This window comes from Microcoleus sp. MON1_C5 (genome assembly GCF_036701875.1).
Classification (GTDB): Bacteria; Cyanobacteriota; Cyanobacteriia; order Cyanobacteriales; family Microcoleaceae; genus Microcoleus.
Map to the genome: position 1 here is coordinate 1 of NZ_JAUBRN010000101.1, position 13,689 is coordinate 13,689.

The window sequence follows — 13,689 nt, forward strand, 5'->3', positions numbered from 1 at the left end:
TTTAAGTCGGGAAGTTTTTCCATTCCTTTATCTAATGTCTATCTCGTCTTCTTGTCAAGGGGGTTGAGCAATTACCTTTTTCTTTGTCACCCAGTATCATTTTGGGAGGAGGAGCGGGAACAACTGTGATATCCCTAGTTACGAGTTTTGTTAGCGTTGTCCCCCCTACAGCATTGCTAATATTCGGGCGGAAAAAGGCACTTTTTTAATTTAAATTGATTGCTGACCGCCAACGGTTAAATTTTTCCGACTGACAACGTACTCTAACAAACCCTCTGAAGCGTCTAGCAGCAAATCAATTACTCGATCAAATCCCTCCGGGCCACCGTAGTAAGGATCAGGCACTTCTTTAAGGTCGTATTTCTGGCAAAAATCGCACATCAGTCGCACTTTATCTTTATACTTTCCAGCCGCATCCAGGGCAAGAATATTGCGATAATTTTCCCGATCCATGGCCAGAATCAAATCAAAATTTTCAAAATCTTTCCTGGCAAATTGGCGGGCTTCGCCTAGCAATTCAATGTCTCGCTTCCTCGCCGCCAATGCCATCCGCCTGTCAGGGGGGCTGCCAATGTGATAGCTAGCAGTTCCGGCCGAATCGCAGGTGATACGATCGCTCAAACCCGCTTCTTTAATTAAGTGATTCATAATATTTTCTGCTGAGGGCGATCGGCAGATGTTTCCTAGGCAGACAAACAATAACTTATAAGACATTTAATTGATAATTAGTAATTGGTAATTTTTAATGGGAAAGAAGAAAGAAAATTTTTCCTTTCCCCTTTTTCCAAAATTTTCGTGCTTGATAGAAATCAATCAGTCATTAGCTATAGATTCCTTTTTAAACACAGATAGCTAACCACTAATGACTGATGACTCATGACTGATGACTCATGATTAACCGAAACCGGGGAGATTTAGTCCACCGGTGAGTTCTTCCATTTTCTCCCGCATCGTCATCGTAGACTTAGCGTAAGCATCCTGCATCGCCACCGTGACGAGTTCAGAAACCACATCAGCACCTTCACCGAGGGCATCCGGTGAGATTTCCACGCGGCGGGGTTCTTGGTTGCCGCTGAGAAAAACCTTGACCAAGCCGCCGCCGGCAGTTCCCTCAATTTCCATTACATCCAACTCTTCTTGGAGCTTTTTAGCTCCTTCTTGAACCTGCTGAGCTTTTTTGAAAGCTTCAGTCAGTTCTTTCATTTTTCCCAGGCCGAAGCCAAATCCTTGTCCTGATTTTGTCATAACTACTTTGTGATGGTGTGTGGGCTGGCAGTCTGCCGTTTCCGTATTACTTCAATGATGCCTTAGAAGGGAAACTCTCCCAGTATTCTAACTTCTGGCTCCAACAACAGCGACCACCGCTGCTCGACTTGCTGTTGAACGTGGCGGATCACTTGAAAAATATCATTGGCCGTTGCCGACCCGCAGTTAAGAATAAAATTAGCATGGCGCTGAGCCACTTGTGCGCCTCCGATCTGATATCCCTTCAGTCCCGCCTGTTCGATGAACCAACCTGCGGTCTTGGGGCCGGGGTTGCGGAACACTGAGCCACAGCTCGGTAAGTGGTAAGGTTGAGTTGTCCGCCGCTGGCTGAAATGGTCATTAGTTTCTGCCATTACTTGCGATCGGTCGAATCCCGGCTGTAACTGGAAAGTCGCTTCTGTTACTAGCCGATCGCCCCCTTGCAGCACCGAAGTCCGGTAGCGGTACTCCAACTCTTGGGGAGTCAGAATTTCCACCTTACCACCAGGGGATAGGACGCGAGCGTTGACTAGAATATCAGCAGTACAGCCTCTGTGAGCGCCTGCATTCATCACCACAGCCCCTCCCACCGTACCCGGTATGCCGACTGCCCATTCTAGACCTTTCCAGCCCCGTTTAGCGGCCAACCAAGCGAGGCGGGGAATTGACTCTCCCGCCCCCGCTGTCACTTGACCTGTTTCTGCATTAAAATTCACCTGTTTCAGGTAGCGAGTGGCGACGACCAAACCGGACAAACCCCGATCGCTCACCAACAAATTAGAACCCGCACCCAGCAGAGTCACCGGCATCCCTTCATCGTGTGCCCAGGCAAAACTCGCTTGCAAAGCCTCCATACTGCGGGGAGCAACGTACCACTCGGCAGGGCCGCCGACTCGGAAGGAAGTCAGACCCGCCAGCGAAACTTGGGAATTAATCTTGCAATCAGTTCCCCGCAAAGAAATAGGAGAATACACTCGCCGATTGTCCTTAACAGAGGAGTCATTCGAGATAGTCACCATCTTGAAAATCCTTAAAAATACCTTCGCTCAAAGACGTGGTTGAAAATCCATTTAGCTAACTTATGTGGCCGCTTTGAGCGAGCCGCCCGACAGAAGTTTCGGCACAACGTGCAACGCCATAATGTCGATCGACTCTACTCAGTTGGCGAGCTAATCGGGGCGATCGGCTTGTTGATAAAAAGCCATAACCTCTGGAATAATCTGATTCAGATTACCAGCACCCAAAAACAGAGCCAAATCCCCCGGTTGCAGATTTTTGGTTAAAAACTTAGTGACTGACTCCAGGGAAGGCGCAAACTCAACCTCTCGGCCTTCTTTAGCAATCAAATCAGCAACCTGCTGCCCGCTAATCTCTCCTAAATTGGGTTCCCCAGCACTATAAATATCGCAAGCCACAACCAAATCAGCATCCCCAAAAGATTGAGCAAATTCTGGCAAAAATGTCAGAGTCCGGCTGTAACGGTGGGGTTGAAAAATTGCAACCACTCTTCGGGATTTGGGATTTTTTTCGCTACCTTCGATCCGCAAGCGAGCCGCCGCCAAGGTGACACGAATTTCGCTAGGATGGTGGGCGTAGTCGTCCACAAACAGGATGTCATTGTGAAAACCCCGCACCTCAAAACGGCGGCGAGCTCCTTCAAAGCCAGCAATCGCTTTGGCAATCGCCGAAAACTCTAACCCCAACAATCGGCCTACTGCTACCGCAGCTAGTGCATTGCTGAGATTGTGTGTACCCAGCAACTTCAACTCGATTTCCCCTAGGAAAGTTCCTCGCTCCCAAATCCGTGCCTTGGTGCTTTCTGCTCCGTACTCCACGCCCGAAACCGTGTAGTCAGCACCGCTGTCCGGCTGCAAGCTATAACTGACATGAGGCTGAAGGCAGTCTTTGACGATTTGGTCGTCAATGCAGCCCACCAAGGTTTGACAGTTTTGGGCAAACACCTTAAATGTGTCTATTACTTGGTCAAGGGTATCGTAATGGTCTGGATGATCCAGTTCTACATTCGTCACTATGCCAATTTTGGCAACCAGCTTGACGAGAGAACCGTCGGATTCATCAGCCTCGGCAACTAAGTAGGGGCCTTCTCCCAAACGGGCATTGCCTTCCCAAGCATTTACCTCGCCTCCTACTACGATCGTCGGGTCTAGACCCGCCGCCATCAGCATGAAGCCGATTAAGCTGCTAGTAGTAGTTTTGCCGTGAGTCCCGGCTACCGCTATGCTTTGGTAATCTTGAATTAAGGCTGCCAACACATCCGATCGATGAAAAATCGGACAGCCCAAATCTAAAGCAGCTCGATATTCGGCATTGGCTGGGTGAATAGCCGTCGAACATACTACTTGAGGCAATCCCCCAATTGCTTGGGCGCTTGAACCGTTGCCGTTCAATTGGAGAGCTTCGGCTGTCGCGACAGAAGTCCCTACCGTACCCGCGACTATCGAGGATACTGCCCTTTCCTGTTGGCCGCAGTCGGGACTGCTACCGGTAAGGGCCGTTTGAAATAGTTCAAAATTGCTGGCGTCTTGACTCCAAAAAATATGAGCTCCCATTCCTTGCAAGCGCTCGGTTATGTGACTCGATTTAATGTCGGAGCCGTACACAGGCAACTTGCGTTTAGCTAGAATGTAGGCTAGGGCTGACATCCCAATCCCACCAATGCCGATGAAATGAAATGGTCTACCGCTGAAATCAACAGAACTCGGCATCTTCGCTCCTCACACACCACACCACGCCAATAACACGCGATATCATATCAAGAATTGTTTTTTCAGGATACAGTTCGCTAGAGATTTTGTACAAAATTCTCTGCGCGTCCCTAGATTTGCGGGACTTGTAGAGATGTTTGTCTTGTATCCTATATGACTTAGTACCGAGTAGTTTTCCGGAACAGTCACAGCTCGAAAATAGCAGGTAACAGAAAACGCGGTCTGGGGTCTGGCCCAACAGACTAATTTGGGTGCTTGCATACTCCTGCATTCTTTCTATTTCTATCCGCCTGCTGTGCTCGGATACGGTAGCAAAAGCCCCACAACCTTTCTACCAAGATTGAGGGTAAAACCCATAAGGATTTACAAACACTACCACGTATAACCAAATTTCGCTCCTTTTACAGTCATAAATCTACCTTTACGGTCATTATCTCGCCCAAGTCAGAGATTGACACGAGCGCAGCTATAGTATATATTTTTACTATATTGTATATATAAGTTATGTAGTTAGTCGGAATAGTCGAATAGCCATTGAGCCAACCAAATCATGGGCTCGATCGAGAAGCCGATGAACCCTCTTGGCAGCCCTGAAAGTTTTTACCACTGCGCTAAAAAGTATATCTACTGTCAAAACTTTTTGAGCCGCCAACCAACGAATGCTCAGGCGGTCGATCGCGCAATCAAAACAAGTTGGCATTAATATTGGCAAGGTTAATCACCGAGTCCCGGAACCACTCCGACCCTCAGAACCGGGTTTTTGAACTCGGATTGAAGGTTTGAACGAATTAAGGGGGTTAACAAAATCGGTTTTAGCGTCCGGGACGATCGTCGAAATTAGGGTCGTCCAAGCGTTTGTCCCCAATGTGAAGCGAGGGTTTTCTAATAAACGAGCTTATGGTTAAAAGTGTATAAACATAAAATTGGCGCAAAGTCTGTATTAATCCTGATTTTGGGGAAATATGGGGAGAATAGCGATTTTGGGGGGGACTTTTGATCCGGTTCACTGGGGTCACGTGTTGGTAGCCGAGACGGCTGCGAGTCAATTTGCTCTCGATCGAGTCATTTGGGTACCGGATCGCTCTCCTCCTCACAAGTGGCGCCCGGATTTGGCAAGTTTTGAGCAGCGGCGGGAAATGCTCGCTCTGGCGATCGCCGATCGCCCCGACTTCCTAATTTCGCCGCGGTCGGCAAATCCCTCCGACAGTTGTTTTGCGATCGACACCCTGCTGTATTTGCAAAAATTGTATCCAGGCGATCATCGCTGGTACTGGATTATTGGTAGTGACGCACTCCTTACTCTGCCCAAATGGCACCGGTGCGGCGAAATTGCCGGGTTGTGCGACTGGTTGGTGGCCCCACGTCCGACTCAGGGAGATCGAGAGACGGCAGAAAGCGGGGAGGTTGGGGAACTGTCCGAGTGGGGAGATTGTCCGGGTGGAAAACCCCTCGCTTCCGCGGGGGACAGGATGCAGGTTCAGGCAAATGCTGTCGGCCGACGAGTTGCCGAACAAATGGCTCTTTTGGACGTGGAGATTCGCTGGGAGGTACTGTCCATGCCTGCGATCGAGATTTCGTCGAGCCACATCCGCCGCTGCTGCGCCGAAAGGATCGACCTCCGCTACTTAGTCCCGGAAGTTGTCGGGACTTATATTGCAGCCCATCAGCTTTACCAGTAACCAGCGGCACAAAGCCTAATGCCTTCTGCCTTGCAATTTCACCCTTCTAGAAAAGTTCAAGCTTTTTTGATCGACACAAAAAGTTAGAAAGGATCGACCTTTGCGATATGATCTTGTCTCATAAGTCAATTCTTAAATTTTTTCAAAATTTAAGCCTGAGCTAGAGGCTGCCATCGTTAGGAGGTACAAGGTGATTAGAGTCGCGATCAATGGTTTTGGACGTATCGGGCGCAGTTTTGCGCGCTGCTGGCTGGGCAGAGAAAACAGCCAGCTAGAGTTGGTAGCTATTAATGACACTTCCGATCCCAGAAGTAATGCTCACTTGCTGAGATACGATTCCATGATGGGAACGTTGAAGAATGTGGACATCAGTGCGGATGAAAATTCCATTACTCTCAACGGCAAGACAGTTAAATGCGTGAGCGATCGCAACCCGCTAAACTTGCCTTGGAAAGATTGGGGTATTGATCTGATTATTGAATCGACCGGCGTCTTCGTTGACCAAGCTGGTGCATCGAAGCATATCACTGCCGGCGCTAAAAAAGTGCTAATTACCGCTCCCGGCAAGGGTTCTGAAGTTGGCACTTATGTGATGGGAGTCAACCACCACAACTACAAGCACAGTGACTACACAGTCATCAGCAATGCTAGCTGTACTACCAACTGTCTGGCTCCTGTACTGAAAGTGCTGCACGAAAATTTTGGCATCGTCAAAGGCATGATGACCACTACCCACAGCTATACTGGGGACCAGCGCTTGCTGGATGCCAGCCACCGCGACTTGCGGCGGGCCCGGGCGGCAGCAATGAATATTGTGCCGACTTCTACCGGAGCAGCCCAAGCTGTGGCTTTGGTGATTCCGGAATTGAAAGGCAAGTTAAACGGTATCGCCATGCGCGTGCCGACTCCCAATGTGTCCGTAGTCGATTTTGTGGCTCAGGTAGAGAAAAAGACTTTTACCGAGCAAGTAAATCAAGTGTTCAAAGAAGCTGCCTCTGGCTCCATGAAAGGGATTTTGGAGTACAACGATTTGCCTTTAGTTTCATGCGACTATCGCGGAAGTGATGCTTCTTCGATTCTGGATTCCAGCTTGACGCTGGTGATGGATGGCGACATGGTGAAGCTGTTGGCTTGGTACGACAATGAGTGGGGCTACAGTCAGCGGGTGGTTGACTTGGCTGAATTGGTCGCCGAACGTTGGGAAGCCTAGTACCCGAACGCAGAAGGCTTTAGTCATTCGGCAGAAGGTAAAAAAGGCTAATATTTTGTACTTTTGAGTCGATTTCTAGCTGACTGGTTATTTCTGTTTTCGAGCGCTAGAGACTTTTGGCAGTTGATAGTTGGCGAGTAGAAGATGAAATATCGTAGGGACAGGGCAGTCCCGTGTCCCTACGATATTCGTAAGCTGCTACTCCCAGCTATCGAACTTTTTGCCATAATACATACGATCGGGCTTTCGGGTCTGCTTGATGATAAATTTGTTGTTTGTAGTAAGCGCTTAAAATTGCTTTAGTTAAGTTCTCGGAAAATCCCCAATATTAAAAAAATAAAAATTCCGACTATAAAAGTTAAACAAGTGGAAAAATAGCAACAGCTACGGTGTAGTTTTGCCAACAAAATCTGATATGAAAAAAGCGCTAATTTGTGGTATATCAGGTCAGGACGGAGCTTATTTAGCTAAACTGTTACTCGATCGAGGTTATGAAGTTTGTGGCACCTCCAGGGACGCCCAAATGTCTAGTTTCGGAAACCTGGCCCGTTTGGGCATCCGAGACAGAGTAAAACTAGAATCCATGTCTCTCAACGATTTTCGCAGCGTCTTGCAAGTGCTTGCCAAAATAGAGCCAGATGAGGTGTACAATCTAGCAGGTCAAAGTTCCGTCGGTCTGTCTTTTGAACAACCCGTAGAAACCCTCGAAAGCATCGCCACAGGCACATTAAATCTGTTAGAAGCAATTCGGTTTACAGGTGGCAAAATTAAACTTTACAATGCCAGTTCTAGCGAATGTTTTGGGGATACCGGAGGTAGTGCAGCGGATGAAAATACGCCTTTTCGCCCCAGAAGTCCTTACGCGGTGGCGAAAGCAACGGCATTTTGGGAAGTAGCGAATTATCGGGAAGCGTACAATTTGTTTGCGTGTTCTGGTATTCTGTTCAATCACGAGTCGCCGCTGCGACCGGAGAGGTTCGTCACCCAAAAAATTGTATCTGTTGTGTGCCGAATTGCTGCAGGCAGTTCCGAAAAACTCCATTTGGGAAATATTTCAGTGCAGCGGGACTGGGGTTGGGCGCCGGAATATGTGGAGGCGATGTACTTGATGTTGCAGCAGGAAGAACCGGACGATTATGTAATTGCCACGGGTGTAAGTTATCCTTTGGAGGAGTTTGTGCAGACAGCGTTTGTTTCTGCAGGTTTGGATTGGCAGGAACATTTAGTAACCGATGCGAGTCTCTACAGACCGACGGAGATTGCAGTTGGGAGGGGAAATCCGGCTAAGGCAAAAGAAAAATTGGGGTGGGAGGCGAAGTATAAGATGCCTGATGTGGTGCGGATGATGGTGGAAGCGAGGCAGATTGGAGGGGAAATTATCAGGTGAAAATAGGGAGGCAGAATATCCAACGGCTAAGGAGTGGTATAAGGCTAATCACCGTGATTAAAAAAAATATCGAGGCGAGGGGATACCTTATACTAACAAAGGGGTGATTAGTTGCGATCGCGATTATCGAAAGATGAAGGACGGGCTTCCGGCTGATCTACATAAATGGGGTTATGCGCTCGAGCGCGTATATGAAAGTGAATTTGTGGAACCACTTAGGTTTTATATTCTCAGGATGAGGTCTTGGAAATTTCACGATTGGCAGCCAAGATATGTTAATCTCTAAACCTTGAAAAAAAGCGGGTTTAGAGAGACTGTAGTTATGTGTTGAAAAAAATGTAGAGGAGTAATTGAGATGGGTTTGGGAGATTGCAAACAGCTAATGTTGGTGCTAAAAAATGAATATAATTTGCCAACTTTTGTAGAGACGGGAACTTGGAAAGGTGATACATCTGTGTGGGCGGCACAGCATTTTCCACAGGTTTTCACAATAGAATTTGCCAACCATATATATGAATCAACATCTAGTACGTATAGCCATATAAAAAATATAGAATTTTTGTGGGGTCATACAACAGAACAACTTAAATTAGTCGTTCCTCAACTCAATGAGCCTGCTCTGTTTTGGTTAGATGCTCATTGGATGGGCGGTGGTACAGCGGGAGAAAATGATGAGTGTCCGCTACTTGAAGAATTGGAAATAATCAATAATTCTGAATGCGAACATTTTATCCTGATTGACGATGCTCGATTGTTTTTGTCTCCCCCACCAAGTCCTCACCGTATAGAACAGTGGCCGAGCCTTAATGAAATAATGGCTACACTATCGGCGAAAACAAGCAGATATACCGTTATTTTTGAGGATGCCATAGTTTCTGTGCCTGAACGAGCAAAATCAGTTTTAGCTCAGTTTTGTCAAGATGCTAATACTAAGGCATGGGAAGAGTTTTTGCGAACAGGTGAACTCCGGGTAGCTACTGCCTTGCCCAAGCATCCAGAAGAAAAGAAAGAAACAGAAAAAATAATAAATACCACGTTTGAAAGTAGTGGTGAAAGCAAAGTTATCGCGAGATTTATTAAGGCAAATAATGTAGTTTTTGATGTAGGTGCTAATGCTGGGGATTGGACAGCAGAAGTTGTGAGCCAAGGAAATGAGCTAGAAATTCACCTGTTTGAACCAATTCCTCATGTTTACAAAAAGCTGAGTCAGAACATAGATAAAAAAGTAATTTCCAATAATTTAGCTGTAGGGCAGGCGGAAGAAGTCAAGACATTTTATTATTACGAAGCCAATCCACTATTGAGTACCTTTTACCGCCGATTCGAGGTTGAAAAAGAAGGGTGGCTGAATCCGCCTAAAGAAATACCAGTTTTGACGACAACTATCGACAATTACTGTCAGCGCCACGGCATTAAGAGAATTAATTTTCTCAAAATAGATGTTGGGGGCGGCGAATTAGACGTTCTATATGGAGTTAAACATTTTCTAGAAACAGGCAGAATAGATTATCTGCAATTTGAATATGGGGGAACTTATCTCGATTCAAAAATAACGTTAAAAGAAGCATTTGAGTATTTGCAAAAATTCCGCTATTCAATTTTTAAGATTTTGCCGGATAGGTTAGAATACAAACCTACCTTTTTGCCAGAATATGAAAATTTTGAGTTCAGTAATTTCTTGGCTGTAAATGAGCGATTCCACTCCAATGTTTTGGGGGAAGTAACCGACGGAAAGCTTAACATACAGGAACTGTGTCGGCAGTATTCCATAGAGCCGCGTGGCGTGATTCATGTTGGGGCTCATGAAGGCACAGAAATCACGGCATATCAACAAATGGGCGCGCAAAAAGTGCTGTTCGTCGAAGCCAACCCAGCGGTATTTGAACGCTTGCAAGCCAATCTAACCGGGATGCCCGATGTCCGATCGGTCAACTGTGCGATTAGCAATCAAAATGGCACTATAAATTTACACGTTACTTCCTTCGATCAAAGCAGTTCTATTCTGCAATTGAAGCATCATCAAGAGATTTATCCCCACATCACGGAAACTCATCAAATAACAGTACAGTCGAAAACACTCGATACTCTGCTGAAAGAACAGGAATTAAATCCCTCAGACTTTAATATCTTAAATATAGATATCCAAGGTGCAGAACTCTTGGCTTTGCAAGGAGCAACCAATTGGTTGAAATCTGTTGAGTTAATCAACACAGAAGTTAATTACGAAGAACTGTATGAAGGCTGCGCGTTAATTGATCAATTGGACGAATTTCTCGAAGGACACGGTTTTCAGCGCGCAGCAACCACAACGCCAATTCACCCATCTTGGGGAGATGCAATCTATGTGAAAAAACCAGCGATTACCTCATCCGTACTCGGCATGGAGAATATGGGTCGGTTGGGAAATCAAATATTTCTGTATGCGTTTTTGAGAACTTATGCAAGGGAACACAATCTCAGGGTAGAAACACCAGCTTGGATCGGTCAGTATCTATTCGGTCACAATGATGCGCCTATTTCTCAGCCTTTACCTCTAGTTGGAGAACAAGCGCAGCCTTACAAACTTTCCGAGTCGGCAATTCTCAATGCACCGGAACCGTTGAAAAATGTAGACTTCCAGGGCTATTTTCAGTTTCACACTCAATATCACGCCCAACATAAAGAATATTTTCAATCCTTGTTCCAACCTGTGCCGGAAGTCGAAGCAAAGTTGATAGAAGCTCTGAACCGATTGCGTTCTAAAGGTAAAACAGTTGTTGGATTGCATTTGCGACGCGGTGATTACAGAAGCGTCCATACAGTTTTGCCGTATCTTACTGTTGCTCCGAGTGGATGGTACAAGGAATGGCTGGACGGTTTGTGGGAAACTTTAGATGAACCTGTCCTGTTTATCGCGAGTGATGAAATTGAAACAGTGGTCAGTAATTTTGCAGAATACGCTCCCATAACAGTCAAAGATTTGGGTGTAGAGATGCCAGAAGCACCTTTTTATCCGGATTTTTATATATTGAGCCAGTGCGATGTTTTGGCTACTTCAAATAGCACATTCTCGTTTGCAGCAGCGATGCTGAACGAACGGTGCAAGTTTTTCTTCCGCCCTAACTTGCTCACGCAAAAAATGATTGCATTCGATCCTTGGAATAGCGAGCCACTGTTGCGCGATAATCCTAACGATTTGCCAGCAACAGTGTCTCAAAAACCCATAAGAATTTTGAACATTCAGGAGGTGGCATTAATCTCTCCTGAAGATCCCGAGTTGCTGTGGGGATGTAGTATAGATTCTCCCACGATCAGAACTTACGCAACTGCCAGTAATATTTTGATTGGGGGCTGGGTGATAGGTAAAAAGTCCCCGGCTGTTAAAGTTGAGTTGATTTGCGACGGTGAAGCGATCCGCGACATTATTGTAAATCAGCACCGCCCAGATGTAGCCGCAGTTTTTCCGGGAGTACCATTAGCAGAAAATAGCGGTTATGCGACTGAATGGGAAATAACGGGAACGTTGCCTGAATGTGAGATATCTATCCAAGCAGTGTTGGCCGATGAAACCCGCGTAAAATTTGGAGTAGTCCGGTGGCAAGAAACCATCTATCAGACACCCTCAAATAACGAGAGAGCCAAGTGCGAACTCAGTGTTGGCGCGATTATGAAAGATGAGGCTCCGTACCTAATTGAGTGGTTGGAGTTTCATAAAATAGTAGGGGTTGAGAGATTTTACTTATACAACAATAACAGCGCCGACAACACCATAGACATCCTTCAGCCCTACGTTCAATCAGGCGAAGTAATTTTGCACCATTGGCCGGTAACACCCGGACAAATTTCTGCCTACGAACATTGCCTCAGTGCGTACAAAACCGAATCAGAGTGGATCGCGTTCATTGATTTAGATGAGTTTATTTTTCCCAGCGAAAAGGATGATTTAAAAGAAGTCTTAAATGAATTTGATGGGGTAGCCGGTGTCGGAGTTAATGAGTTATTTTTTGGTTCTTCCGGTCACGAATTCAGACCGGAAGGGTTACAAATAGAGCATTTTACTAAACGCTCAGCCGACAATTTTGACAGAAATAAATATGTCAAAAGTATTGTGCGGCCCAAACAAATTATCCGCCCTAGCTGCCCTCACTTTTTCATACCAATTAGTAAGGATACGTTTTCGGTTACAGAGAATATGGAAGTGTTAAGCTCTTCTATAGCTGAAAAAACTTCAGTCCAAAAGCTGCGAATCAACCATTACTACACTAGGTCTCAAGAAGAGATGAAGCTGAAATTGATCAGAGGCTGGGCTTGCGGGGTGGAAAATCCGAGGACTTGGCGGCACTTTGAATATCACGATCGCAATGAAGTAGAAGATTTAACGATTCAACGCTTTGTTCCCAAGCTGAGACAGGCTGTTGATGCAGCGATTTCTAAATCTCGAATAGCGCAGATTTTAATGGAACAATGGCGATCGCAATCTAAGCTGTACCAGATGCAAATCAAATTAGAGGAATCTCAAACAGAGTTCGAGCGCACTCAAGAAAAGTTGGCTTTGTCCGAAGCTCAACTGCATCAGACACAAGAGCAACTGAAACAGAGTAACGATCTGCTTCATAAGTTAGACGTAGACTTACAAAGGATTCCCGGTGCTTCGGAACAAAATCTCGGGGGATTTGAGCAATTTATAACTAAACTGCAACAAGTTCCAGAGGAATTACAACCAATTAAAGAAGAGCTTGAGCTTAGCCAGATTCAATACCACAAAACTCAGGAAGAACTCGCACAAACTAAGTCTCAACTCGTAGAACGTGAGGCTAAACTGCAAGAGATGGAGAGTTTTGCAACTCCCTTAAATCAACTGGCAGAGTTGTATTTAGCTCAAGGAAAGTTAGAAGATGCGATCGCACTTTGTGAGCAAGTATTAAAGATTCAACCCAAATTTGCTCCGGCCTACAAGACTTTGGGGAATGCCTTGCAAGCTCAGGGTAAACTGGATGAGGCCAAGACTTGGTACCTTCGCGCTCTGGAAATTCAACCTGATTTTGCTCCAGCTTTAGCAAACCTGGGTACTATTAACGCACAGCAGCAACATTGGCAAGAGGCGATCGCATCTTACCAAAAGGCGATCGCGATTCAACCCAATTTCGCTGGCGTTTACCGCAACTTGGCTAAGGTTTTTTCGCAAATTGGCAAGCCTGATGAAGCCGTCGAGTGTTGTTATGCAGCCGTCATTTTGGAACCGGAAACAACGGCAGAGGAATACTTTAACCTTGGCAATACTCTGTTACAGCAAGGTAAGCAGGAGCGGGCGATCGTATGTTACCGCAGGGCTGTTTATTTAAACCCAAATTTGTCTGAGGCTCATGACAAGTTAAGTGAAGTTATGTCAGGGCTATTTCATTCTATTTGAGTAGTGGATATAGTAGTAAAGTATCGTACTCATGCCCGGGAGCTGCTATGTCT

General features: G+C 46.0%; 8 protein-coding genes. 4 read left to right on the forward strand and 4 right to left on the reverse strand.

Annotated features, from left to right (window positions below):
- Window positions 1-210: 210 nt before the first annotated feature.
- The 4 genes from QUA71_RS27755 to murC all read right to left on the reverse strand — a co-directional run bounded on the left by QUA71_RS27755 (window position 211) and on the right by murC (window position 3,971).
- Window positions 211-714, reverse strand: coding sequence for a low molecular weight protein-tyrosine-phosphatase (locus QUA71_RS27755; RefSeq protein WP_190656397.1), 504 nt, complete (start codon window positions 712-714; stop codon window positions 211-213).
- Window positions 715-894: 180 nt separating this feature from the next.
- Window positions 895-1,245: a YbaB/EbfC family nucleoid-associated protein gene (locus QUA71_RS27760; RefSeq protein WP_006634273.1), complete on the reverse strand. Its 351-nt coding sequence runs from the start codon at window positions 1,243-1,245 to the stop codon at window positions 895-897.
- Window positions 1,246-1,307: 62 nt separating this feature from the next.
- Window positions 1,308-2,264, reverse strand: coding sequence for a UDP-N-acetylmuramate dehydrogenase (murB, locus tag QUA71_RS27765; protein ID WP_190656399.1), 957 nt, complete (start codon window positions 2,262-2,264; stop codon window positions 1,308-1,310).
- Between the two features lie 150 nt (window positions 2,265-2,414).
- A complete protein-coding gene (gene murC, locus QUA71_RS27770; protein ID WP_333290067.1) occupies window positions 2,415-3,971 on the reverse strand; it encodes a UDP-N-acetylmuramate--L-alanine ligase in 1,557 nt (518 codons plus the stop codon).
- A gap of 962 nt (window positions 3,972-4,933) precedes the next feature.
- Between murC and nadD the strand changes: the two genes are divergently transcribed.
- From nadD to QUA71_RS27790, 4 genes are all read left to right on the forward strand, one after another.
- On the forward strand, window positions 4,934-5,650 hold the full coding sequence (nadD, locus tag QUA71_RS27775; RefSeq protein ID WP_333290069.1) for a nicotinate (nicotinamide) nucleotide adenylyltransferase: 717 nt from the start codon (window positions 4,934-4,936) through the stop codon (window positions 5,648-5,650).
- Between the two features lie 190 nt (window positions 5,651-5,840).
- Window positions 5,841-6,860 carry a type I glyceraldehyde-3-phosphate dehydrogenase gene (locus tag QUA71_RS27780; protein ID WP_190656404.1) on the forward strand — a complete coding sequence of 340 codons (1,020 nt, stop codon included), beginning with the start codon at window positions 5,841-5,843 and terminating at the stop codon, window positions 6,858-6,860.
- Between the two features lie 415 nt (window positions 6,861-7,275).
- Window positions 7,276-8,247, forward strand: coding sequence for a GDP-mannose 4,6-dehydratase (locus tag QUA71_RS27785; RefSeq protein ID WP_333290071.1), 972 nt, complete (start codon window positions 7,276-7,278; stop codon window positions 8,245-8,247).
- Window positions 8,248-8,602: 355 nt separating this feature from the next.
- Window positions 8,603-13,636, forward strand: coding sequence for an FkbM family methyltransferase (locus QUA71_RS27790; RefSeq protein WP_333290073.1), 5,034 nt, complete (start codon window positions 8,603-8,605; stop codon window positions 13,634-13,636).
- Window positions 13,637-13,689: the final 53 nt, after the last annotated feature.